The organism is Micromonospora sp. C81, from assembly GCF_018070425.1.
Classification (GTDB): Bacteria; Actinomycetota; Actinomycetes; order Mycobacteriales; family Micromonosporaceae; genus Micromonospora; species Micromonospora zamorensis.
Genome location: NZ_JAGPXS010000008.1, coordinates 73,703 through 97,896 on the forward strand (window position 1 = coordinate 73,703; position 24,194 = coordinate 97,896).

General features: G+C 71.7%; 23 protein-coding genes. 2 read left to right on the forward strand and 21 right to left on the reverse strand.

Annotation, left to right across the window (positions count from 1 at the left end):
• The first annotated feature begins 264 nt into the window (after positions 1–264).
• Positions 265–753: a transcriptional regulator gene (locus tag KBX46_RS15465; protein ID WP_007458348.1), complete on the forward strand. Its 489-nt coding sequence runs from the start codon at positions 265–267 to the stop codon at positions 751–753.
• A gap of 90 nt (positions 754–843) precedes the next feature.
• Here KBX46_RS15465 and nusB read toward each other — a convergent pair whose 3' ends face one another.
• The 5 genes from nusB to KBX46_RS15490 form a co-directional block, all read right to left on the reverse strand.
• On the reverse strand, positions 844–1,254 hold the full coding sequence (gene nusB / locus KBX46_RS15470) for a transcription antitermination factor NusB (RefSeq protein ID WP_172862180.1): 411 nt from the start codon (positions 1,252–1,254) through the stop codon (positions 844–846).
• A gap of 23 nt (positions 1,255–1,277) precedes the next feature.
• Positions 1,278–1,835 (reverse strand): elongation factor P, encoded by a 558-nt coding sequence (gene efp / locus KBX46_RS15475; protein ID WP_210793018.1) that lies wholly within the window; start codon positions 1,833–1,835, stop codon positions 1,278–1,280.
• A 434-nt stretch (positions 1,836–2,269) separates the two neighbouring features.
• Positions 2,270–2,701, reverse strand: a complete 432-nt coding sequence (aroQ, locus tag KBX46_RS15480; protein WP_210793019.1) for a type II 3-dehydroquinate dehydratase — start codon at positions 2,699–2,701, stop codon at positions 2,270–2,272.
• Positions 2,698–3,777: a 3-dehydroquinate synthase gene (gene aroB / locus KBX46_RS15485; protein WP_210793020.1), complete on the reverse strand. Its 1,080-nt coding sequence runs from the start codon at positions 3,775–3,777 to the stop codon at positions 2,698–2,700. The genes aroQ and aroB overlap by 4 nt, the downstream gene beginning before the upstream one ends.
• Before the next feature lie 10 nt (positions 3,778–3,787).
• A complete protein-coding gene (locus tag KBX46_RS15490; RefSeq protein WP_210793021.1) occupies positions 3,788–4,786 on the reverse strand; it encodes a YafY family protein in 999 nt (332 codons plus the stop codon).
• A gap of 79 nt (positions 4,787–4,865) precedes the next feature.
• On the opposite strand from KBX46_RS15490, the gene KBX46_RS15495 reads away from it, so the two are divergent.
• Complete coding sequence (locus tag KBX46_RS15495) at positions 4,866–5,594, forward strand: alpha/beta fold hydrolase (RefSeq protein ID WP_210793022.1); 729 nt, start codon at positions 4,866–4,868, stop codon at positions 5,592–5,594.
• 58 nt (positions 5,595–5,652) lie between these two features.
• Here KBX46_RS15495 and KBX46_RS15500 read toward each other — a convergent pair whose 3' ends face one another.
• The 16 genes from KBX46_RS15500 to ruvX all read right to left on the reverse strand — a co-directional run bounded on the left by KBX46_RS15500 (position 5,653) and on the right by ruvX (position 24,122).
• Positions 5,653–6,156, reverse strand: a complete 504-nt coding sequence (locus KBX46_RS15500; RefSeq protein ID WP_099852257.1) for a shikimate kinase — start codon at positions 6,154–6,156, stop codon at positions 5,653–5,655.
• Positions 6,156–7,334 (reverse strand): chorismate synthase, encoded by a 1,179-nt coding sequence (aroC, locus tag KBX46_RS15505; protein ID WP_088947447.1) that lies wholly within the window; start codon positions 7,332–7,334, stop codon positions 6,156–6,158. Before aroC ends, KBX46_RS15500 begins: the two co-directional genes overlap by 1 nt.
• A gap of 103 nt (positions 7,335–7,437) precedes the next feature.
• Positions 7,438–8,361 (reverse strand): glycosyltransferase family 2 protein, encoded by a 924-nt coding sequence (locus tag KBX46_RS15510; RefSeq protein WP_210793023.1) that lies wholly within the window; start codon positions 8,359–8,361, stop codon positions 7,438–7,440.
• Entirely contained in the window at positions 8,358–9,032 is a 675-nt protein-coding gene (locus KBX46_RS15515) for a glycosyltransferase (protein WP_141908838.1), read from the reverse strand. Before KBX46_RS15515 ends, KBX46_RS15510 begins: the two co-directional genes overlap by 4 nt.
• Positions 9,029–9,508, reverse strand: a complete 480-nt coding sequence (locus tag KBX46_RS15520; protein WP_088947445.1) for a UDP-N-acetylglucosamine--LPS N-acetylglucosamine transferase — start codon at positions 9,506–9,508, stop codon at positions 9,029–9,031. The genes KBX46_RS15515 and KBX46_RS15520 overlap by 4 nt, the downstream gene beginning before the upstream one ends.
• 214 nt (positions 9,509–9,722) lie before the next feature.
• Positions 9,723–10,985 carry a phosphotransferase gene (locus KBX46_RS15525; protein WP_210793024.1) on the reverse strand — a complete coding sequence of 421 codons (1,263 nt, stop codon included), beginning with the start codon at positions 10,983–10,985 and terminating at the stop codon, positions 9,723–9,725.
• Positions 10,982–11,884: a sulfotransferase domain-containing protein gene (locus tag KBX46_RS15530; protein WP_088951629.1), complete on the reverse strand. Its 903-nt coding sequence runs from the start codon at positions 11,882–11,884 to the stop codon at positions 10,982–10,984. The genes KBX46_RS15525 and KBX46_RS15530 overlap by 4 nt, the downstream gene beginning before the upstream one ends.
• 8 nt (positions 11,885–11,892) lie before the next feature.
• Complete coding sequence (locus KBX46_RS15535) at positions 11,893–13,521, reverse strand: lipopolysaccharide biosynthesis protein (protein ID WP_247667589.1); 1,629 nt, start codon at positions 13,519–13,521, stop codon at positions 11,893–11,895.
• The gene (locus KBX46_RS15540) at positions 13,518–14,810 is read right to left on the reverse strand and encodes an O-antigen ligase family protein (protein ID WP_307871438.1); all 1,293 of its coding nucleotides are present in this window, start codon (positions 14,808–14,810) and stop codon (positions 13,518–13,520) included. The genes KBX46_RS15535 and KBX46_RS15540 overlap by 4 nt, the downstream gene beginning before the upstream one ends.
• A gap of 68 nt (positions 14,811–14,878) precedes the next feature.
• Complete coding sequence (locus KBX46_RS15545; protein ID WP_210793026.1) at positions 14,879–16,477, reverse strand: lipopolysaccharide biosynthesis protein; 1,599 nt, start codon at positions 16,475–16,477, stop codon at positions 14,879–14,881.
• Complete coding sequence (locus KBX46_RS15550) at positions 16,470–16,985, reverse strand: DapH/DapD/GlmU-related protein (RefSeq protein ID WP_231927317.1); 516 nt, start codon at positions 16,983–16,985, stop codon at positions 16,470–16,472. The genes KBX46_RS15545 and KBX46_RS15550 overlap by 8 nt, the downstream gene beginning before the upstream one ends.
• 133 nt (positions 16,986–17,118) lie before the next feature.
• Complete coding sequence (locus tag KBX46_RS15555) at positions 17,119–19,056, reverse strand: hypothetical protein (protein ID WP_307871440.1); 1,938 nt, start codon at positions 19,054–19,056, stop codon at positions 17,119–17,121.
• 219 nt (positions 19,057–19,275) lie between these two features.
• The gene (locus KBX46_RS15560; RefSeq protein WP_210793028.1) at positions 19,276–20,982 is read right to left on the reverse strand and encodes a glycoside hydrolase; all 1,707 of its coding nucleotides are present in this window, start codon (positions 20,980–20,982) and stop codon (positions 19,276–19,278) included.
• 97 nt (positions 20,983–21,079) lie between these two features.
• Entirely contained in the window at positions 21,080–21,943 is an 864-nt protein-coding gene (locus tag KBX46_RS15565) for a shikimate dehydrogenase (protein WP_210793029.1), read from the reverse strand.
• Positions 21,944–22,467: 524 nt separating this feature from the next.
• Positions 22,468–23,664, reverse strand: a complete 1,197-nt coding sequence (gene mltG, locus KBX46_RS15570) for an endolytic transglycosylase MltG (RefSeq protein ID WP_210793030.1) — start codon at positions 23,662–23,664, stop codon at positions 22,468–22,470.
• Positions 23,664–24,122 carry a Holliday junction resolvase RuvX gene (gene ruvX / locus KBX46_RS15575; RefSeq protein ID WP_088947438.1) on the reverse strand — a complete coding sequence of 153 codons (459 nt, stop codon included), beginning with the start codon at positions 24,120–24,122 and terminating at the stop codon, positions 23,664–23,666. Before ruvX ends, mltG begins: the two co-directional genes overlap by 1 nt.
• Positions 24,123–24,194: the final 72 nt, after the last annotated feature.

Below are 24,194 nucleotides of genomic sequence, written 5' to 3' on the forward strand. Positions count from 1 at the left end.
GGACGGGTCGTTAAAGGATGTCGGGCACCTCCGGCCGGACCGCAGAGCACTCCTGAGCCGGGGCTTCACGCCACGTTACCAGTGGTCACCGGGCCGATGGACGGCGGCCACTGACCACCGGATCAGGAGCATGAAAAGGGGATAACTTCCCAGACGCTCCCCAACGGTAGGGTCACGACCACTTGACCACGTGTCCCATTCCCCGTACCGTCACGCTCCGTAGCGATCGACGGGAGAACCCCGAGCAGCACTGGGAGTGTCCGAATGCCCTCTGAATACGCCAAGTCTCTGGGCGCCCGCCTGCGCTCCATCCGCCAGCAGCAGGGTCTTTCCCTGCAGGGTGTGGAGGAGAAGTCGAACGGGCGGTGGAAGGCCGTGGTGGTCGGCTCGTACGAGCGTGGCGACCGGGCCGTGACGGTGTCCCGTCTGGCCGAGCTGGCCGAGTTCTACCGTGTCCCCGTCTCGGAGCTGCTGCCTGACGGCAGTGGCGTCCGTCACGAGCCCACCAGTAAGATCGTCCTGGACCTGGAGCGGCTCTACGACGAGGCCTCCGAGGACCTGGCCTACGTCGCGCGCTACGCCCGCGCCATCCAGCAGCAGCGCGGCGACTACAACGGCCGGGTGCTCTCCATCCGCGCCGACGACCTGCGGGCACTCGCGATCGTGTACGACGCCTCACCGTCGGGCCTGATCGAGCGGCTCACCGAGCACGGTGTGCTGGTGGCCGACCCCCGGGCGTTCTTCGCCTCCTGAGCTGTCGCTTCACCTGATCTGCGGCTCCACCGAAAGGGCCCGTGCCGGATGGCACGGGCCCTTTCGCGTCGCGTCGTTCGGTGGAGACGCTCAGCGGGTGGCGTACTCGGCGATCCGGCCGAGCACCCCGTTGAGAAAGCGCGGCGAATCGTCGGTGGACATCTGGCGGGCCAGCTCAACGGCCTCGCTGATCGCCACCGCGTCGTCGATCTCGTCGACGTAGAGCAGCTCGTAGACGGCGATCCGGGCCAGATTCCGGTCGACGACCGGCATCCGCTCCAGCGTCCATCCCTCGGCGTAACTGGCGATGAGCTCGTCGATCCGGTCAAGGTGCTCGGCGACACCTTCGACCAGGCCCACCGCGTAGCCCAGGTGCTCCGGTCGGGGCTGCTCGATCCGCTGCACGTAGCCGGCGAGCACCTCCACCGGAGGCTTGTCTCGTAGGTCGGACTCGTAGAGGACATCCAGCGCCCGCTTGCGCGCCTTGCGGCGCGCCGGCATCTGCTGCTTGGAACCCTCAGCCATCAGGCGCGGCCGAGGTAACGGCCGTCGCGGGTGTCGACCTTGATCTTCTCACCGGTGGTGATGAACAGCGGAACCGGCACGGTGGCACCGGTCTCCACGGTCGCCGGCTTGGTGCCACCGGTCGAACGGTCGCCCTGCAGGCCCGGCTCGGTGTAGGTGACCTCCAGCACGACACTGGTGGGCAGCTCGATGTAGAGCGGCACCCCCTCGTGCTGGGCGACGGTCGCCTCCGCCTCGGGCAGCAGGTAGTTGGCTGCCTCACCGACGGTGCCACCGAGCACGGTGATCTGGTCGAAGGTCTCCAGATCCATGAAGACGAAGTCTTCGCCGTCGGCGTAGAGGTATTGCATCGTGCGCTTGTCAACGGTCGCGGTTTCGACCTTGGTGCCCGCGTTGAAGGTCTTGTCGACCACCTTCCCGGACAGCACGTTCTTCAGCGTGGTGCGCACGAAGGCACCACCCTTACCGGGCTTGACGTGCTGGAACTCGACGACGGCCCAGAGCTCGCCGTCCAGGTTGAGAACCAGGCCGTTTTTGAGGTCGTTGGTGGAGGCCATTTCCTGCCTTGATCATCAATTGGCGGACAGACCTTACGAGTCTACTAGCTGCGCCGAGACTCGCTGACCGCCCTACTTCGGCGCGGGCCACCCCTTGGGCATCGACACCCACGGAGATAACGCAGAGCGACTTTCCAGAGAAGGCGCCCCTCCCCTGGTCGACCCCCTTTGCTTGCATACCTATATGCGACAGTCACGCACCGTACCGGCAGGCTGTCGCACCTACGGCAAGGCAGCTCACATATTCCCAGCTCACCGCCCTGTCGCATCCGCAGGTGCAGAGCAAAGGGAGCGAGCAGGCAGGTGCCCTAGCGCCGGGCGGGGGACGCGGAGTGACGCTCGCCGACGAGAGTTGGCGATCACAATCGGTGATTTGCCACAGACCGGCGAGAAAGACGGTGAAAGGTCGGGTGCGGCGGGCGGGAAGCCGCCGGTCAGGCGGCTCGGGTGGCCAGGTGGTGCAGTGCGAGGCGATAACCGTCGATGCCGAGACCGCAGATCACCCCGGTCGCCACCGCGGACACCACCGAATGGTGCCGGAACCCCTCACGGGCGTGGATGTTGGAGAGGTGCACCTCCACCAACGGCCCCCGCAGCATGGCGCACGCGTCGCGCACCGCGTACGAGTAGTGCGACCAGGCGGCCGGGTTGAGCACCACCGCGGCAGCCAGGTCGGCGGCGGCGTGCAGCCAGCCGAGCAGTTCGTGCTCGGCGTCGGTCTGCCGGACCGTCACGTCCAACCCCAGTTGCTCTCCGGTGCGCTCGCAGAGCGCCACCAGGTCGGCGTAGGTGGTCGCGCCGTACACCTCAGGCTCGCGGGTGCCCAACCGGCCCAGGTTCGGCCCGTTCAAAACGTAGACCTTCACTGCGTTGCCACCTCCCGGTAGGCGGCCTCCAGCAGCGCATCGTCCGGGCCCTCCAGCATCGCCGGGCGGGCCAGCCCGTCCAGCACCACGAAGCGCAGCCGACTGCCCCGGGCCTTCTTGTCGACCCGCATCGCGGCCAGCAGCTGCGGCCAGGCGTCGGCCGGGTAGCTCACCGGCAGACCGAGCGCGGTCAGGGTGACCCGGTGCCGGTCGGCGGTCGGGGCGTCGAGCCGGCCGGCGAGCCGGGCCAGCGCGGCGGCGTACACCAGACCGACGGCGACGGCGTGACCGTGCCGCCAGCGGTAGCCCTCGTTCTGCTCGATCGCGTGGGCGAGGGTGTGACCGTAGTTGAGCACCTCCCGCACGCCCGACTCGCGCAGGTCACCGGCGACAACGTCGGCCTTGACCCGGATCGCCCGCTCGATCAGCTCCCGCGTCACCGGGCCGCGTGCGTCGGTGGCCGCCTCCGGGTCGCGCTCGACGAGGTCCAGGATCGCCGGGTCGGCGATGAACCCGCACTTGACCACCTCGGCGAGCCCGGCGGCCAGGTCGACAGCGGGCAGACTGTCCAGGGTGGCCAGGTCGGCCAGCACACCGACCGGCGGGTGAAACGCGCCCACCAGGTTCTTGCCGGCGGCCGTGTTGATGCCCGTCTTGCCGCCGACGGCGGCGTCGACCATGCCCAGCAGCGAGGTCGCCACCGGAACCCAGCGCACCCCGCGCAACCAGCAGGCCGCGACGAACCCGGCCAGGTCGGTCACCGCGCCGCCACCCACCCCGACGACAGCGTCGGTACGGGTGAAGCCGGCGGCCCCGAGCCGGTCCCAGCAGCCGGCGGCCACGTCGATCTGCTTGCCCGACTCGGCGTCGGGCACCTCGATCGGCAGTGGCTCGATGCCGGCGGCGCGCAGCCGCTCGCCGAGCGCGTCCGCCAGGGCCTTGAGCGGGGGCGCGTGCAGCACCGCCGCGCGGCTCGCGCCGGGCAGCAGGCCGGGCAGCGCGCCCAGCAGGTCACGCCCCACCAACACGTCGTACGGCCGCTCGCCGCCGACCGGAATCCGGGTCACCTCGTCCATCGCCGGCAGCCTAGTCGAGCGGACGACGTGGTGCGGGCGGCTGCCCACCTGCTGGCCGGGCCGCCCAGTCGGCGAGCAGTCGGGCGTGCTCGGCCACCTCGGCGCGCAGCGCGTCCGGGTGTCGCACCGTGAACGGGCAGCCCAGGCCGGCGAGCAGCGCGGCCATACCCGGCAGGCTCTCCGCCCGGGCCCGCAGCAGCACCCCGTCGGTGGCGGCGGTCAGCTCGGCCACGCTGGGCGGGATGCGGCGACGGGCAGTGACGAGGTCGGTCTCCAGCAGCACCTCGACCTCGTGTGTGTACGGCACACCGGCCAGTGACTGGGTCACCCGCGCCACCGGGTCGAAGCCCTCCGGGACGGTGAACGTCGCCCCGCCCGGCGTCACGGTGCCGATGCGGTCCAACCGGAACGTGCGGACCTCGCCGCGCCGGTGGTCGTGGCCGGTGACGTACCACCGGCCGGAGTGGAAGACCAGACCGTACGGGTCGAGCTCCCGGTGCGACTGCTCACCGCGCCAGGAGCGGTAGTCCAGTGCCACCCGCTGCCGGTGCCGGGCGGCCGAGGCCAGGGCGAGCAGGGTGCCCGACGCCGGCCGCAGCTCCGGCTCGGGGCGTCGCAGGGTGAAGCCGAGGTGCTCCTGCACGGCCGCGAGCCGGTCGGCGAGCGCCGCTGGCAGCACCCGACGGATCTTCGCGAGTGCCGTGGCCGTGGCGGGCTGCTCGGTGGCCAGCCCGACCCGCTCGGCGACGACCAGGCCGAGCAGCACCGCCACCGCCTCGTCGTCGGTGAGCATCAGCGGTGGCAGCTTGTAGCCCGGGTGCAGCCGGTAGCCGCCGTGGCGGCCCCGGTCGGCGGTGACCGGGATGCCCAACTCGACCAGGGTGGCCGCGTACCGGCGCACGGTCCGCTCGTCGACGCCGAGCCGTGCGGCCAACTCGGTGGCGGTCGCGCGGTGCCGGGCCTGGAGCAACTCCAGCAGAGCCAGCACCCGACCGGCGGGATGTGACACGGGCCGCTCCTCCAAACCGGGCGGATCCTGTCCGGATTCGATCGTACGGTCTGTCGGTAACCGAGAGAAGGAGCGACAGATGGCGACGTTCGTACTGGTGCCGGGCTTCTGGTTGGGGGCCTGGGCGTGGCGGGACGTGACCGCGACCCTGCGCGCGCAGGGTCACGACGTGCACCCGATGACGCTGACCGGGTTGGCCGAGCGCGACCACCTGGCCGGGCCGGAGGTGAGTCTGGAGACGCACACCCGCGACATCGTCCGGCTGATCGAGGTCGAGGATCTGCGCGACGTGCTGCTGGTCGGGCACTCCGGCGGCGGCATGCCGGTCGCCCAGGCGGCGGACCGCATCCCGGACCGCATCGCCCGGGTGGTCTACGTGGAGAGTGGTCCGCTGCCCGACGGCACCGCGCAGTTCGACACAGTGCCCCCGGAGGAGCAGCAGCACCTGCGGGCCGCGATCGGCGACGGGCACCTGCTGCCGCCGCCGGCCTGGGATCCGGCCGCCGACCCGACCAACCTGGCCGGCCTGGACGAGCCGACGCTGGCCCTGCTCCGCGCCCGGGCCACCCCGCAGCCGCTACGGGCCGCCACCGACCCGGTGCGGCGCACCGGCGGGCGTCCGGTGCCGACCGCACTGGTCGCCTGCACGTTTCCGCTGGCGGTGGTGGAGCAGATGATCAGCGAGGGGCACCCGTATTTCACCGGGTTGGCCGGTGGCAAGCTGTTCGCGCTGCCCACCGGGCACTGGCCGATGCTCAGCGAGCCGAAGGCCCTGGCCGACGTGCTCGACGCCGCAGCCCGAGGCTGAGCGCGGCCCCGGGAGGGGCACCCGTCGCCCGGCCGGTAGCTCACCGGCCGGGCCGACGTCAGCGGGGCAGCAGGGCGGTGATCTCGTCGACGATCGCCGCCGGGGCCCGCCCGTCGGTGGTCACCGTCGCGGTGGCGACCTCGGCGTAGAGCGGCCGGCGCTGGTCCATCAGGTGCTTGAGCGTGGCCCGCGGATTGAGCGCCAACAGCGGTCGGCCGGTGCCGAGCCCGACCCGCTTCACCGCGTCGGGCAACTCGACCGAGAGGTGCACCACCCGGTGCCCCACCAGGGCGGCCCGGGTCTCCTCGGCCAGCACCGCGCCGCCGCCGAGGGCGAGCACGCCCGTGCCGGCAGCCAGCGCCGCGGCCACCGCGGCCCGCTCCAGGGTACGGAAGTGCGCCTCACCCTCGTCGATGAAGATCTCCGGGATCGGCTTACCGGCCATCTGCTCGATGTCGGTGTCGGTGTCGCGGAACTCCACCCCGAGGGCGTCGGCGAGCGCCCGCCCGACGGTGGTCTTGCCGCAGCCGGGCGCGCCGACCAGCACGACGAGCGGGGCCATCAGCGGATGACCAGTGCGTCGAGGTATCCGGCTAGGTTGCGGCGCATCTCGGCGATCGAGTCCCCACCGAACTTCTCGGTGGCCGCCTCGGCGAGCACCAGCGCCACCATCGCCTCGGCGACGACCGCCGCGGCGGGCACCGCGCACACGTCGGACCGCTGGTTGATCGCGGTGGCCGGCTCGCCGGTCGTGACGTCCACGGTGGCCAGCGCCCGGTTGAGCGACGAGATCGGCTTCATCGCGGCGCGGACCCGCAGCGGCTCACCGGTGGTGATGCCGCCCTCCAGCCCGCCGGCGCGGTCGGTGACCCGGCGGACGCCGGTGGCCGACGGAATGATCTCGTCGTGCGCCTGCGAGCCACGGGATCGGGCCTGCTGCCAGCCGTCACCGATCTCCACGCCCTTGATCGCCTGGATGGACATCAGCGCGGTGGCCAGTCGGGCGTCGAGCTTGCGGTCCCACTGCACGTGGCTGCCCAGCCCCGGTGGCACCCCGTACGCCAGGACCTCGACCACTCCGCCGAGGGTGTCGGCGGCCTTCTTCGCGGCATCGACCTCGGCGACCATCAGGGCGCTGGCCTCCGCGTCGAGGCAGCGCAGCGGGTCGGCGTCGATGCGGGCGGCGTCGGACGGGGTGGGGCGCAGACCGGGCTTCGCGGCCACCGGGCCCAGCTCGACGACGTGCGAGACGATCTCGATGCCGAGCGCCTGACGGATCAGGGCCTTGGCGACCGCGCCGACGGCGACCCGGGCGGCGGTCTCCCGGGCGCTGGCGCGTTCCAGGATCGGCCGGGCGTCGGTGTGGCCGTACTTCTGCATGCCGGCCAGGTCGGCGTGGCCCGGCCGGGGGCGGGTCAGCGGGGCGTTGCGGGCCTGCCGGGCCAGCTCGTCGGGGTCGACCGGGTCGGCGGCCATCACGGTCTGCCACTTCGGCCACTCGGAGTTGCCGACCCGGATGGCCACCGGGCTGCCCAGGGTGACGCCGTGCCGCAGGCCGCCGAGCAGCTCGACCTCGTCGCGTTCGAACGACATCCGGGCGCCACGGCCGTAGCCCAGCCGCCGGCGGGCCAGCTCGTCGGCGATCACGGTGGTGGTCACCTCGATGCCGGCCGGCACCCCCTCCATCATCGCGACGAGGGCGGGACCGTGCGATTCACCTGCAGTCAGCCAGCGCAACACGTCGGTCAGTCTGTCACGGCCGATGGCCGCCCCGCCGTGCTGCCCGGCGCGTCCCGCCCTGCGGACGCCGGCACCCGGCCGGTGACCGGGTGCCGGCGGCGGCTCAGATCCCTCGACCGCGCTTGTGCAGGGTGCGCAGCACCGCATCGGCCCGGACCACCCGACCGGCGACGGCGAGGGCCAGGTAGGCGCGCGGTTCGCGCGGATTGCTGCGCAGGGTGCGTCGCGCCCAGCGCAACGCGCCCCGGCGGTCACCGGAGGCGGCCTGCGCGAACGCGATCTGCCCGGCGACGCGGGCCGCACCGGCCGGTTGGGTGGCGAACTCCGGGTAGCGCTCCAGCAACCACTGCAACGCCTCGGAGATGGTGTCCCACCGCTGCGCGAAGTACGAGCGCTTGTGCCAGCGGACCAGCACCGACGGCGTACGCAGGTTGATCAGCGGCGCGCTGCGCGCGGCCCGGAGCAGGAACTCGTAGTCCTCCGCGTAGCTGCCCGGGATCTCCTCGTCGACCAGACCGAAGCCGTCGCGCAGCGCGCTGGCGCGGATCAGGAAGGTCGACGGGTGCAGCTCCGTCATCCGGTCGCGCAGCAGGTCGTCCAGGGTGATCCGGTCCTTGTCGAGCACCCGGTCGACGGTGTGCCCGTCGTAGCTGACGCGGATGCCGCAGCAGACGAACTCGGATTCCGGGTGGGCGGCCAGCGCGTCGACCTGGGCGGCCAGCTTGCCGGGCAGCCACTCGTCGTCGTCGTCGCAGAACGCGACCAGCTCACCGCCGGACGCGACGGTCCCGCTGTTGCGCGCACCGGCCAACCCGGGCGTACGGGAGTTGTGGATCACCCGCACCGCGCGGTCCGGCCCGGTAGCCAGCTCGGTCAGCGACTCGTCCGACGCGGACTGGTCGAACACCACCACGGCCTCGATCGAGCCCTGGTATTCCTGGGCCAGGATCGCGCGCACCGCTGCCCGCAGCAGCTCGGGACGGTCCCGGGTGGGCACCACGACGCTGACGCTGGGCTGCTGGGTCATCGGGTCTCCTTCGTGCCCGGACGTGGCCGGGACCGGACCCGCCACCGGGATGGGCGCGGGGTCGAACCGGCAACCAGGTCGTCGACGATCCGCCCGACCCGGGCCACCGCCGCCCGTCGCGCCTCGTGTGCGTCGGGGTCGGCGGCCACCGCGTACCGGGAAGGGTCGGCCAGCCCGGTCGTCAACGCGTCGTGCAGTGCCTCCCGGGTCTCGCAGAGCGCCACCAGGCCGGCCGCGCCGAGGCGGCGGGCGAAGAGGAGCTGGTGGTCGTCGACGTGCTCACCGCGCGTCGGGTCCCGGGGAACCACGATGGGCAGGTGGCCGTGCCGGCGGGCCTCCAGGATGGTCGCCGGGCCGCCGTGGCAGACCACCAGGTCGGCGTGGACCATCGCCTGCTGCAGCTCGTCGTGGCCGAGGAACGGCACCGCGCCGGGCAGCGACGGCGCGTTCGTGTGCCCGTGCTGCACGGTCAGCCCGACCGGGGCGGTGACCTGCGCGTGCCACTGCGCCAGCCAGTCGACGAGCCGGTCGAAGGGGTGCTTGTCGGTGCCGACCGCCACCAGCAGTTTGAGCTGGGCCGTCGACGCGCTGTCGCGCTGACGCGGCAGGCGGGACGACTCCACTGTCGGCTGCGGCTGCGGACGCCGGGCGGTGCCCGTCTCCCCGGTCACAGCAGCGTCCCGACGACGGTCGCCTCGGGGTACTGCCGGCGCTGCTCGTCCCACTGCACGAGCATCGCGGACAGGAACGGGCGGCAGAGCCGGGCGGTCAGCGTCGGGGTGTCGATCCGGTCGTACACCTCGATGTAGACGGTCGGGATGCGCCGCAGCCGGGCCAGCACCACGAACGGCACCGCCACGCCGGCACCGGTGGTGACCACCGCGGCGACCCGCCGGGCCCGCAGGACCCGCCAGGCCAGCAGCGCGTTGCGCAGCAGGTTCGGCACGTTGCGGGTGGTCGGGTGGTGCGCGGGCACCAGATCCTCACCGTTGAGCAGGGACAGCGCCTCCGGGGTGTCAAAGGTGACCCAGCAGCGCTGCCACTGTTCGTACCAGGGCCGCAGGGCGAGTAGTTGGGCCAGGTGTCCGCCGCTGGATCCGACCAGCAGCAGCACCGGCGCCGTACCGTCATCGTTCTTCGTGTCCACGCGACTCCCCACAAGTTCGCTTGGAATTTCAGTTCACGCCACGCAGAAGCAGATCACACGTTCCCCGGTCCTTGAATAGCGCGACCGGACGAGATGTCGATCTCCACATCGGGCTGTCCGGCGCACCGATCGCCCGAGGACCCATCGACCGTCATCACCACCTGCGATTTTGTCGTCACTCTGCGCCGCATCCTCGACGCCGCGATTCCCCGGATCAGCCGCTATGTCTTTTCTCTATGACGTCCAGCAGTGCGGGATGCAGCGCGGCGTTCCAGCCGGCGCCCGCGTCGGCCAGCCGCCAGGTGCGCAACCACATCTCCACCAGGTACGCGTCCGCGACCAGCCGACGCTGCGCCGCGTCGAGGCCGAGTCGGTCGCCGTGCCGGCCCAGGTGCCCGTCGACGGCCGAGGCCGCCGCGTCGGCCGACTCTCCCCGCAGCACCAGCGCCCGTTGGAACGCGTCGTGCGCCAGGTCGAACCCGACCGGCACGTCCGGACCGCTGTGCTCCCAGTCCCAGGCGACCAACTGGCCGGCATGCCAGCCCAGGTTCCATGGCACCCAGTCACCATGCCAGTGGCCGAACTCGACACGGGTGTCGCCATGCCGGCGGCCCAGCGCGGAAACCGCGGCTACCGCCCGCGCACCGGCCGGCTCGACCGCGGCGGCCCGGTCGGCCAGCCCGGCCAACCGGGTCAGGAAGGTGGAGCCGGCCAGTGGTCGGGGCGTACCCGCCGGGCCGCCGCGTCGGGCGACCGCGAGCAGCGCCGCGATCCGTGGCGGGTCGTCGACCGGCACACCGCGTACGCCTGGTGGCAGCGGCTCGATCACCGCGACCACCTGACCCGCCCACGCCGTCTCGGTGAGCAGCCCCGGCGGCGTCGGGTGATCCGGCACGCCGGTCACCGCGCGCAACGCCCGCAGCGCCGCCGCCTCCGCGGTGACCAGCGCGCGCGTCGCGTCGTTCCAACCGATCTTCGCGTACCCGCGCGGACGACCATCGGCGGTGAAGAGTTGCAGGGTCGGCTTGGCGTTCGGGTCGGGTGGCCGCACCCCGCAGGCGGCCAGCAGCGGCGCGCCGCCCAGATCCGCGGCGAGCCGCTCGGTCAGCAGCAGCTCGGCCGCCGACGCTCCGGCGGGCACCGAGACGGTCAGCGTCGGAAAGGGCGCGAGGCCCACCTGACCGAACCGGGCCAGGCCGCCCAGCACCGCCCGTAGTGCGCGCACCTTCGGTGGCCGGAGGGCGTTGTACGCCAGCAGCGACGCCGCTCCGGCCCGGGATGAGCCCAGCGGCACCAGGAACCTCGCCCGGGCGACCGACGGCACGACCGCGTACCGGGCCACCGCCTGGTGACCGGCCGGCAGGGCACCGCCCACGGTCAGGCCGACCCGGTCGTCCGGGAAGACCGCGCGGCTCACCCAGCCCAGACCGTCCACCCGCGAGCGCGGGTCCGTGGTCGGGCCCACCCTCGTCGTCACGCTGGACGGTCCGACCAGTCGAGGTCCAGCCCGAGCCGCTGACGCAACGCGTCGTTGTACGGCCGGTAGTAGTCGGTCAGCTCCGCGCGCACCGCCGGCTCCAACGGCGACGAGCGCCGGTCGTTGTAGACCTTGAAGTTGGGCAGGTCGTACGCCGGCAGCCCGAGGAAGTCGAGCGTGCGCCGATAGGTCGCGCGGGAGTCGCGGTAGAGGTCCTCGCTGGGCAGGAAGAGGATCTGCTGCCGGTCGAAGCGCTCCAACCACGGCTCCAGGTGTTCCAGGTAGCGCCCCCGGGCCCGGTACGTGTACCAGTCGTACGCCTCGCTGAACGACTCCGGCTCGGCGATCAGCCGCTCCCGCTCCCCCGCCGTGCGCTCCGGCTCGGCGGCCAGCGCGTCGGGGAAGTCCAACGGCTCGATGCCGTGGGTGCGGCGTTCCTTCCAGTGCGAGTACGCCCGCTCCACCGGGTCCCGCAGCAGGACGATCAGCTTCACCGTCGGCATCAGCGCGGCGACCCGCTGCGCGGCGAGGGGGTGGAACATGTACAGCGGGGCTGCCTCACCGACCCGGACCGGCCCGCCGTGCCGCTTGGCCAGCGCGTCCCGCTGCCGCTCGGTCGGGAAGTGCGAGCGGTACCAGGACTCGCCGCGAGCCCAGTGCTCCTCGAAGTAGTGCGCCGACTTGGTGTTCCACGCGGGAAAGAGGCGCGGCACCAGCGGGTGCTGGATGAGGTAGTTCCACAGGGAGGTGGTGCCACCCCGCTTGGTGCCGATGATCAGGAAGTCCGGCAGCGGCCGGCGATCACTGGTGCGTACCCCGTAGTCGACCAGCGACTCCTTCACCCGGGTGGTCACCTGGGTCGGGACCAACTGCTTGACCCGGTCACGGATGGACGCCACGACGGACCTCACCTGCCTCTCGTCGATGCCGGAGTGGGCTCGGCGGCCGTGGCCGCGTTGTCCCCTGCACGGATCTGCCTCATGGTCCCCCGGATGCCGGCGCGCACCCGGGGCAACGTCAACATGCCGACGCAGCCGGCCAGCAGCACCGCCAGCGCCACCAACAGGCCGGGCAGGCCGCGACCGCCCGCCAGCACGCCGGCGCCGGCCGCCAATCCCACACCGGCGACCGTGACCGCCGCGGCGCGCACCATCGCGGCGTCGAACAGCGGCTCCCGAACCACCGACCGGGCGAACCCGGCGGCGGTGAGGTTCTCGGTGGCGATGCCCGCGGCCCAGGCCACCGCCGCGCCAGTGGCGCCGTGGCTGGGGATCAGCCAGAGGCCCAGCGAGACGGTCACCGTCAACCCGGCGACCGTGGCCACCAGGTGCAGCCCGCTGCGCCCACCCATCAGCAGCAGGCTCTGCACGTTGCCCACCCCGGTGTTGACCAGCATCGCCAGCGCGAGCACCGTCATCGCCGGCACGCCAGCGGTGAACTCCGGCCCGAACAGCTGGAGGAAGGCCAGCGCGAACACCGCCAGCAGCAGGTACACCGGCCAGGACAGCACCAGCCCCCAGACGGTCAACTGCCGGTGCACGGCCGCCGCCGCCGCCCGCTCGCCACGCCCGAGCAGCCGGGACAACTGCGGCGACACCGCCACCCGCAGGCCCTGCATGGCCAGTTGGCCGGCCAGCACGTACCGGCCGACCGCGCCGAACACGCCCGCGTCCGCCGGGCCGGCCAGCACCGAGGTGAGCAGCACACCCACCCACATGCTGCCCGCGTCGATGGCCGCCGAGGCGGCCCGGGGCAGCGCGAAGCGCCAGAACGTCGACCAGTCGGAGCGAACCGGGCGCAGCGTCGCACCCCGGCCCAACCCGAGCGGGCCGGCGACCAGGGTGAGGCAGGCCAGCAGCGCCAACGCCGCCGGCACCAACCAGCCGGTCATGCCGGCGAGCAGGCCGCCACCGGCGAGCGCGGCGGCGCCGACCAGCACCGGGCGGGCCACCGGCAGCAGGAGGAACTGCACTCCCACGTACGCCCGGATGGGTCGCACGCAGCGCAGCGCCGCCAGCAACAGGGTCATGGCGACCACCACCGGCACCGCGGCGAACGTGACGGTGAGCAGCGCGTCGCCGCTCGCACCGGAACCGCCCAGCAGCCGGGGAGCGAGCGCGTCGGCGACCAGCACGCCGACCCCGGCGACCAGGAGCCCGGCCAGCAGCGGCGGGATCAGCGCCACCGGGAGCAGCCGCGCCGCGTGCCCGCGCACCCCGGCCGTACGGCGGGGCAGCGCCCACATCAGGCCAGTCTCCGCGCCGAGCGTGCACACTGCGGTGGCCACGGTGACCACCCCGATCGCGGCGAAGAACGCGCCCGCGCCGGCCGTGCCGTACCCCCGGGTGATCACCACGGCCAGCACGAAGCCGAACAGGCCGCTGGTGGCCGCGCCGAGCAGCCCGGCCACGCCGCTGCGGGCGCTGCGGCGGGTCTCGGCCGAACCCGCGTCCGCCGCCACGGCGGCGGCCGGAGCCACCGGCTCGTCCGGGCCGACCGGCGTCGGGCCGACCGGAGGTCGGGTGGCGGCGGTCATGCGAGCACCACCGGGTCCCGCGTGGCGGGCGGTCGCGGTACGGCCAACCCGGTCAGCCGTTCGCGTTCGCTGAGCGCCATCGCGAAGGCGACAGCGAAGAACGCGACCGCCAGGTTCTGATTGGCCATGCCGTAGAACGGGACCTGGACCAGGCAGACCACCGGCACCACCGCCAACCACTGCCCGGCCGCCGAGGTCGCCCGCGCGCAGATCACCGCGGCGGCGACGAACCAGGCCAGGAAACAGATGAGCGCGGGCACGCCGTGGCTGAACAGCACCATCCACAGCTGACCCTGGGTGCCGATCGGCGCGGCCGCGGAGACGGTGTCGACGTTCACCGGCGCGCCGTAGCCCAACCACGGCGACTCCTGCACCCGGCGGATCACCTCGGTGTAGAGCGAGAGCCGGTCGGTGTTGGTGTCGCTGGAGTCGACCCGTTGGCTGATCAGGTCGGTGATCGGAATGAACAGCGTGGCCAACGCGCCGATCACCACCACCCCGACGATGGAGGCGGCGACCCGGATGTTGCCGCGCAGGCTGGCCCGCACCCCGAGCACCGCCAGCCCGGCGCCGAGGCTCAGGAACATCGCCCGGTTGAGGGTGAGGAACGCCGGCGCGAGCGACAACGGCAGCGACGCCAGCAACGCCCAGCGCAGCACCCCCCGCCGACGCAGCATCGCGTACGCGACCATGCACGGCAGGGTCATGGCGTACGCGCTGCCGTAGTTGTTCGTGTACGCGAAGGGCGCGGCCGGTCGGTAGATCGGGTTCAGCGACCGGGCGCTGTATTCCGCAGTGGTCAGGTGCACCATGTCCTGGATGAACGGGGTGCCGGCCACCCCTGAAGGCAGCAGCACCTCCATCGGGGTGGTCATCGCCAACCGGGGCACCAGCACCCCGAGCCAGCCCAGCGCCACCAGCCCGAACCAGAACGCGCAGAGCGGGGTGAGCACCGCCATCAGGCTGGCGCGTTCCCGCGCGGCGGCGTAGACGTAGACCCCGACCACCAGCGCGGTCAGGTAGAAGGCCAGCCGAAGCGCGAACGTCAGCAGCGAGGCGGGCGACGTGAGCTGGGTGGCACTGACCACCACGATGGCCAGGAACAGCAGCCAGATGCCCACCGCCGGCGGCAGCGGCACCCGCCCCCGGGTGAGCAGCAACGCGAACAACAGTGCACCCAGCAGGGGCCAGCCGAGGTAGAACGCGCCGAGCAGCCACCAGAGCGGCACCAGGCCGAACATCAGCGACAGCGGCCAGAGCGGCAGTCGGGGCGGCGCGGGCCGTGGCACCGGGGCGACGGCGGCCGGAGCGCCTCCGGGCGGCGGTTCGGTCGCCGGGGCGCGGGTGACCGACACCGTCAGGCCCGGCCGTTGCGCGTGAGCACGAAGCCCAGCGGGGTGACGCCGGCCGCGCGCAGTCGCTCCACGAGGCGGCGCAGGTCGCTCTGCCGGGTGCGGTCCCGCTCGACGACCACCACCGCGCTGCCCTGCCGGGCCACCGCGACGCCGCGCTCGTCGGACTCCGCAGGCGGGGCGTTGAACAGCACCAGGCCGTGGTCCGCACCCTGCCGCCAGGTGCCGAACCGGACGCTGCCCACGCCCACGGCCACCTCCTCCGGGTCGACGACCCGGCCGTTGTCCGGGCGGCCGGACGACACCCGGGGCAGTGTCAGCGTGGCGTCCGGGTCGGTGGACGGGCGGGCGCCGGGCGGGTGCGGCGAGGGTCGGCGGGCAGCCGTGCCGTCCGTGGCGCCAGCGGCGACCGTGGTGCTGCCGGCCGGGCGGGGCTTGGGCACCAGCGGCCGGGACGGGTCGATGGGCAGCCGCCCCCGGTCGGCGAGCACTGTGGCGCGCAGCCGCTCGGTGCGCCCGCTGTCGTCGGCGACGAAGACCTTACGACCGTCGGCGGCGAGCGCCACCGCGAGCCCCGCGGTGAGCGCGGTGGCGTCCTCCCGGGCGGTGAGCAGCGCCACCCGGGCGGGCTGACGGACCCGCTCGGCGACGGCCATCGCCACGTACCGGATGTCGGCGTCGACCGCCCGGGCGCTGCCCCGCAACGCCGGGCGGCGCACAGTGCCGAGCAGCGGCAGGCCGGTGGCGTCCCGCCCGTCGGCCACCGAACGGACCCGCCGGTCGGTCGACTCCCAGGCGTACGCCAGCACGATGCCGATCAGCGCCCCACCGAGCAGCCCGGCGACCAGATAGAGCAGTCGGTGCCCGGCGGAGGTGACCAGCGCCTTCTCGGCGGTCTGGGTGACCCACCCGGGGTTGACGTCCACCGCGGCGATCTCGGTACGGGCGGCGTTGAGTTGCGTGAGCTGGTTGTTGATCCCGGCCAGCTCGGCCACCAGCGCATCCCCGGCGGCGGTGTCCTTGGCGGTGTTCGCCCGCTTCTGCAGCGCGGTCTGCTGGGCGACGACCTTGGTGATGCTCTCGTCGTAGGAACGCAGCATCTCGGCGCGCTGCTGCTCGTACATCGTGCGTCGCACGTCCAGGTAGGCCTGGGCGGCCATGTTGGCGCTCTGCACCGCCCGCTGCGCTTCGCCCGTCTGGTAGGTGAAGCGCAGGATCTGCCCACCGGTGGGCACCTCGACCTCGAGCGCGTTGCGGATGTCGCGCGGGTCGCCGCCGGCGGAGTCGGCGAGCCGCTGCACCACCTCGGTGCCGGTGGCGATGCCGCTCTCCACGTTCATGTTGACCGCGCGGTCGGCGCCCGCGCCGCTGGGGGTGAACGCGTCGGTCACCACCGGCCGGACCGCCACCACGGCGCTCGCGCTCATCGCCGCAGGCACCAGCAGCACGTAGCCGAGCGCGGCGAGCAGACCGACCATCGCCACCGCCGCCACCAACCGCAGCCGGTGCATCGGCACCCGCAGCAGGTCGGTCAGTGTCACCGCGCCGGAGGTCCCGGAGGACGGGGCGTCGGTGGACCAGGTGCCGGGAGCTGCATCAGTCATGGAACTTCTTCACCGTCTGTTGAGGATTGCCGACGACCACGACGCCGGGTGCGACGTCCGTCCGGACCACAGTGGCCGCGCCCACGACGCTGTCCCGGCCGATGCGCACGCCCTTCATGACCAGGGCGTGCGCGCCGACCCACACGTTGTCCTCGAGGACGATCGGGGCGCGGGTGGCGGGGCCGGGCGGCGCGTGCCGCTGCGCGGGCGGCAGGTTGTGGAAGTCGTTGTCGAGCAGCTCGCAGTCCGACAGGAGGCACCGGTCCCCCACTGTCACCGACGTCCAGGTGCCGATCCAGGTCGCGTTGAGCAGACAGTCGGCGCCGACGCGCACCTCGCCGGGGCCCGCGAAGCGGACGAGTTTGTTCAACCGGGTGCGGTCACCGATGGTCACCCGCACGCCGCGGCGCAGCCGGATCCGACCACGGATCTCCACGTCCCGGCCGAGTGTCAGTCGCCGATAGCGGAGCCGGTACCAGCCGCGTTTGACCGCGAAGAGCAGACGCACCGCGCGTCTCGTACGGATGCCAGCGGCGCCGAGCAACGACCCTCCCCCACATCGCGGGGCCGGCGGCGGATGAACCACCGCCACCGGCCCAACGTGAACAATCTACCGATGCTCCGTTACGAACGGTTGACCGTTACTGTACGGAGAAGAATGTCGATGGGGTAGACCAGGACAACTCGGGCGTCGCCGTGCTGATCACAGTCGCCGTGGCACCATCGACCGCCGCGCTCGGCCCGGCCGTCGGGTCGAACGGCACGCTGCGCAGAGCGCCGTCAGTGGCACCGTAGACGATCCGGCCACCCACCCAGGCCATGCCACGCACCGTCGACCAGGTCACGCCAGTGGTCGGCAGGGTGAACTCGGTGGCACCGAGGTAGTTGCCGTCGATCTCGAAGTAGCGGTAGTAGAGACCGTTGGCCCCGGTACGGGTGTAGTAGAGCCGACCGTCGAGGAAGAAGGCGCCGGTCAGCAACGCCGGGTTGTACCAGTCGTTGTAGCCGGACGCCTCCCACGGAGAGCCGATCGCCCCGCCGTTGAACAGCGACACGTCGATCCGGCTGCCGGTCGGCGTGCCGGCCACCGTGTGCGACCAGTAGATCCGGTCGTCCACCCGCCAGGTCGCGCCGGCCGCCGTGTACGCGGGCTGGCTGACCGTGGCCGGGGTGCCCAGGGCGACACCGTCGAACGGCACCTTCGCCACGGTGCCCGGAGCGGTGTTCAGGTAGAGGTTGCCGGTGGTGGCGGCGGGCGGGTTCTTCGGGGTGAAGGTACGACCTCCGGCGAGCGGGAACATGCCGAGGCGGCCGTGGTATTCCTCGCCCATGCCATCGGAGTTGTGCCCGAAGTACAGGCCGTCCGAGCCTCGCCAGAGCACCGGCACCGACGAACCCCACGTGCTGGTGCCCGAGGGCATCGAGGCGCCGCCGCTGCGGCGAGGGTTCCAGTTCACCGGCATACCGGTCGCCGGGGTGACGGCGGCGATGCCGAGCCGGTCGACAGCGCCCGCGCCCGCGTTGTCGCTGGCGTTCGGGTTGTTGAGCCAGCGGAAGTGCCCACCCAGGTAGATCACGTTGTCCGCGACCTCGACCGAGGTGATGGTGTCGTTGCCGGTGTAGTCGGCCCAGGTGGCGAGCTGACCGCTGCCCCGCGCGGCGGTCTCGAAGCGGACCAGGGCGTCGCAGTACGCGGCCGGCCAGCCGCTGCCGCCGTTGGTGCCGACCACGAACCAGCTGCCGTCGGCGCCGAACTTCACGTCCTGCACGTAGTGCACGAAGGTCGCCGGCGCCGCGCACGGCGCGATGAACTTGTCGGTGCTCCAGTCGATCAGCGTGGGCGTCGCGGAGACGTCCACCAGCGCCATCTGGTTGCGCGCCAGGCCGTTGACGAGCGTGAAGTTGCCGCCGACGGCCAGCGTGTTGCCGTCCGGGGTGACGTCGATGGTCCAGACGTACGACGTGGTGCTGTGCCGCCCGACGGTGGCGTCGATGACGAAGCTCGGGTCGATCGCGCCGGTGGTCGCGTTGAGCCGGCCGAGACCGGCGTGCGCGGTGCCGTTGAGCCAGTTGAACGCGCCGGCCACGTACAACCAGTTGCCGTGCAGCACCAGGTCACGGACCGTGCCGCCGTCGGAGCGCCCGACCCAGCTGTCGATGATCGCGCCGGTCGACGGGTTGAGCGCGACCAGGTTCTTGCGCGAGACGCCGTTGACGTTCTTGAAGGTGCCGCCGACGATCAGCGTGCCGCCCGGGCCGGCGACGAGCGTGTTGACCGCGCCGTCGAGCACCGGAAGGAACGTGGTGGACATGGTGCCGGTGGTCCGGTCGTACGCGAAGAGGTAGCGCTGGGTGACCCACGCGGAGCCGGCGGTCTGCCGGAGCTGGGTGAAGCTGCCGCCGACGAAGACGGTGTTGCCCACCTGCGCGAAGGCACGGGTCTCACCGTCTCGCGCGTGCGGAGTCACGTCGGCGGGGTTCGCCGACACCAGGGTTGCCGTCTCCGGGACCGGAACCACCGCAGCCGACGTGGGCGTGGGCACGCCCAGAACTGCGGCGACGATCGCCAACGCGACCACCCCCGCCCGAGCACGACGTCGTCCTGCAGAACGCCACAAGTGCGAGAGTTTGGGCACGCTTCGCCTCCAAGATGGATGAGAACCCGAGGTAGCGTGCCTCGTCCAGCCTGGTAAACAAAATCCGCCGATTGGGCGGTGCATGAATCTGCAAGCCGACAGAACGCCGGAGGTCGGATGCCCGACCCCGGCGAACGGCGTCCCGTCAGCGCGTCATGGTCGTCAGCGGCTCCCCCCGGTGGGCTGCCGCAGGTACGGGTCCTGACCGGCCTTCGCGAAGCCGGCCACTGCCGCGGCATTGTGGTTCATCGTCATGTCGCAGGTCGACGTCCGGCTGGTCATGCCGGCCGAGTTGAAGTAGATGGCGGCCTTGATCTTGGGGTGCGCCTTCAGCGCCGCCGGGAACTCCTGGAACCAGCGCTGCTTGGCGCCTGGGTCGGCGGCGTCGAAGTTGGTGCCGAACTCGGCGAGCATCCGGGGCTTGCCAGCGCCGATACCGTTGTCGTCCAACCAGCGGTAGAAACCGCTCACCGTCGTACTCGGGCTCTTCCACACGGTGCTGCCGTTGCAGACGTGGAAGTTGTACGGGTCGTAGGCCACCCAGTCGACGTACTGGTCACCGGGGTACAGGCCGGCGTACCGGGAGTAGTGGCCCGACCAGCCCATCATCGTCCAGACCCAGACCGCGTTGGTCGCGCCGGCCCGGGCGAACCGCTCGTGGACGTAGCGCCAGGCGCGGACGAAGTCGGCGTCGCTGCCCTTGTTCGGCTCGTCCTCGGGCTCGTGGTCGAAGCCCATGAAGACCGGCACCTTGGCGGCGCGGATACGGCCGGCGACCGCGTCGATGGTCTCGTCCTGCTTGCCGTTGTAGACGTCGGACCACTTCAGCGTGGTGCCAGCCGAGAAGTTGCGGGACTCCCAGGCGAAGAACATCAGCCGACCCTCGCGCATCTGCTGCTGCTCGTACGCGTCCGGGAAGGCGCCGTTGCTGCCTGCGTTGGAGAAGTCGTGGTAGCGGTGCACGATGTCGAACTTGCGGCCGACCTGCGCCTCCACGTCGGTGACGGCCTTGCCGTGGTCCCAGCCGCCGGCGGATCCGGCGGGCGAGTACATGCCCCACCACGCGCCGCAGGAGGGAACGAGCTTGGCCGACACGGACCCGCACTGGCCGGAGGGAAGGGTGCCGCTCGCGCTCGGGGTCGCCGTCCGGCTCGGGGCGACGGTCGGCGAGGGCTTCGGTGAGGCGGTGGTCGGCGAGGCGCTCGGTGCCGGCGGCGGCGCGGGCCGGGTGGTCGTCACCGGCGACGGCCGGGACCCGAGGTCATAGCTGATCAGCAGGCTCGGGCGCAGATCCGGACTGCGGTTCTCGACCGACGCCCAGTAGATCCGGCTCTCCAGGCCCGTCTGGGCCAGCGAGACCGTCCAGGTGCCGTTGCCGGTGACCAGCTTCGAGACGTCCCACTCGTTGAAGCCCTTGGACACACCGGTCACGCTGTCCAGCGCGTCGCCGGTCGCTGCCAGGCCCGGCCTGGCCTCGCGGGCGCTCAGCGGCGAGGCGTGCGCCGTCACCGTGGCGGCGAACTGCTGCCAGGCGTGCACCCGCAGCGTCGCCCGGACGTTGACCGCGGCGGCCGGCACTGTGGTCACCGCGAACTCGATGACCGCCTCCCGGCCACCACGCGGGTTGCCTTCGCAGCGCGTCGGGCAGGTGGCCAGCGTCGTCTTGGCGGCGTTGTCCCCGTCCTGCGTCACCGCCGTCGCGGTGGTGTCCGCCACCGCCCGGATCGACAGGTCGTCGCTGGCCAGCAGCGGCATCATGGTCGCCACGATGCCTGCCACCACCGATCCGCCGACCACGCCGATGGCGATGGCCTTGCGCCGGGGTCCGGAGCGGAACCGGGTGATGCGGTGCAGTCCGTGCCTGGTCAAGGAAACTCCCTGTGTCTGCGTCCGTAACGGTGAGCAGCGTATCGATGACCAGGACTTGTCGCCGGGACGACAGTTTCCCGTAAGCGCGTCTTAATCGTCAGCTAAGAAAGTCGGCTGACGTCGCCTCCCCCAGCGCTTTCCGCATCGCCCCGACGGGGGCGACCACGCCGGTGAACTGCTCGAACTGACCGACCGCCTGCGCCAACAGAAGGTCCAGACCGGACACCAGCCGAAGGCCGGCCGCGGCGGCGGCAGCGGCCAGCGGCGTCGGCCACGGGTCGTAGATCGCGTCGAAGAGCACCCTCCCCGGCCGCCACGCCACCTCGCCGGCCAGCGGGTCGGCGACCCCCTTCGGCACCGTGGAGACGACCAGGTCAGCGGAGGAGACGCACCGGGGCGCGTCAGCCCAGTTTGCGGGGGTCAGCGCGACGCCCAGGGCATCGGCCACCGGCCGCAGCTCGTCGATCGCCTCCGGTCGGCGGGCGACCACCGTCACCGACGGGCAGCCCAACTGGGCGGCGGCGGCCAGCGCGGCGCGGGCCGTGCCACCGGCGCCGAGCACCGTCACGGCGGCACCCGCGCTCACCCCAGCGGCGGTGAGCACCTGCACCATGCCGGCGACGTCGGTGTTGTCGGCATACCAGGAGCCGTCCGGACGGCGTACCAACGTGTTGGCCGCGCCGACGGCGGCGGCGACCGGCGAGGCCTGCGCGGCCACCGCGAGTGCCGCCTCCTTGCCCGGCATGGTCACCGACAACCCGGCCCATTCCGGGCCCAGGCCGGCGACCAGGTCCGGCAGCTCCGCCGCCGCGCACTCGATCCGGGTGTACGACCACCCGGTCAGCCCGGCGGCGGCGTAACCGGCGGTGTGGATCACCGGGGAGAGGGAGTGCGCGATCGGTTTGCCCAGCACCGCGGCCCTACGGGTCGTATCGCCCGGGACCCCTGCCGTGTTCCGCATCAATCTCCGCCCTCCGCGATGTTCGGATCGACCCTACCCAGCACGCAGGCCACGCCACCAGAGAACGGGACCGCTGACAAATGCTCGACGGCCCGACAATCGCTTGACGGCGATGCATTCTTACGGCGGTACGGCCGACCGAAAAAATGGGGGAAACCTTCAAACGCATTCTGCATGCCCTTGTCGCGACTACCGCGGTCTTCAGTCTTTCGCTGATGATCGCCGCGCCCCCGTGCGGACGCCGCAGAGGGCAGCCGGTCGGACAACCACCAGCTCTGACCTGGCGCGGGGCGTACGGCGTCGTCAACCGGAACACCGGTTACGGCGGCACATTCGCGCTGCGAAAGCAGAACAGCAACGGCGTGTGGACGTTCCTGAACGCGCACCGGTTCGTGGTCCGGAACGAGCCACTGACAATGACGCGATAAATGCGTCAGCGTCGACTCAAAAAAGCTCCCTTCCCGACGAGACCGCAATTTCGGTCACCGTCGGGAAGGGAGCCTTTCTGGTCGTGCCACGGCCGGTCAGATGATGCCGGCCTCCCGGGCCTTGGCCTCGTTGCGCTTCTGCTCCTCGTACGTCTCGGCGAACTCGGAGTGGCCCTCCTTGTCGATCGCCACGAAGTAGAGCCACTTGCCCGTCGGCGTGGCCATGGCCCCTTCCAGGGCCTGCTTACCCGGGTTGTTGATCGGGGTGGGGATCATCCCCCGCAACTTGCGGTTGTAGGGGTTCTTCGGGTCGTCCAGCTCGGTCGCCGTCATCTGCTTGGACGACTTGGTCGGCTTGCCGATCAACTCCAGGTAGTAGTTGACCGTGACGTCCATCTCCAGGCAGTTGCAGGGGAACTCGCCGTACACCCGGTTGTAGGCCACCCGGGCGACCTTGCCGAGGTCGTCCTTGTTACCCGCCTCGGCCTGGGCCAGGGACGAGACGATCAGCGCCTCGTACGGGCTGACCTTGCGTTCCTTCTGCACCCGGTCGGCGAACTTCATCTCCTGGGTCACGGTGAGGAAGTTGTCCACCATCAGCTTGAGGATGCTCTCCGCGGTGGCCTTCGGCGGGATCTCGTACGTGTCCGGGTAGAGGAAGCCCTCGACGGACTTGACGATCTTCTTGCCGTCGTCGCGCTTGAACCACCAGTCGGGAACGCCGAGCGCCTCCGGGTCCTTCGCGGCGGCCTCGAACTCCTTGACCGGGATCTTGGTCTTGTCGGAGAGCAACTTGTAGATGTTCTTGGCGGTGCGGCCCTCGGGGATGGTGAGCCCGTTGACGATCTTGTTCTTCAGGTCGAGCATCGCGGTGACGGCACTCTCGCCGCTCATCTGCTTGCGCAGCTTGTACGTGCCCGGCTGGATGTTCTTGCTGCGGGAGTTGGCCTCGGCCGCCTCGATGAACGCCTTCTGGCTCTTCACCACGTCGGCCGCAACGAGGGCGTCCGCCATGTCGGCGATCAGCGCCCCGTTCTTGATCTCGACGGTGATCTCACCGGACCCGGCGCCGTCGTAGTCGGGGGTGACGAAGTAGTTCTGGATGCGGTCGAAGCCGTAGAACGCGCCACCACCGATGCCGCCCAGCAGGACCAGGGCCATCAGCAGAGCCAGGAACGTCTTGCCCCGGCCGCCGCCACCGGACTTACCGTTGCGCTTGCGGAAGCCGCGCCGATGCCGGCCTTTCTCCCCCCGCTCCGGCTCGTCGAACCCAAGGTCCAGATCGTCGATCATTACGTCCGCCTCCGCTGCGCATCCAGCCAGCTCTGCAGGATCTCCACCGCGGCCGCCTGGTCGACAACCGCACGTTGACGTTTACCTCGGACGCCACGCTCGGCAAGCCTACGAGAAGCGACCACGGTCGACATCCTCTCGTCAGTGAGCGTTACCGGGACGGGCGCTATCACATCGACCAGTCGGTCAGCGTACGCCTTCACATGGACGGCCGCAGGGCCATGCTTGCCCGCGAGATTGACCGGAAGGCCGACGACAACAACAACGGCCTCGTGCTCGGCGACCAGCGCGGCCAACTCGGCGAGGTCGCTCGGCACCGCGTCCGGCGCCGCCGTCAGATCACGGGCCAGTGTGACCAGCGGCGTTGCCAGGATCCCGTCCGGATCCGAGCGGGAGACCCCCACCCGCACCTGACCGACATCCACACCGATCCGCACACCGCGCTTGAACTCAACCACCGACGGTCACCGCCCGGTGGGTACGAACCAGGGCGGACCAGATGGCCCGCCCTGGCTGAGAGTGATCGCCCA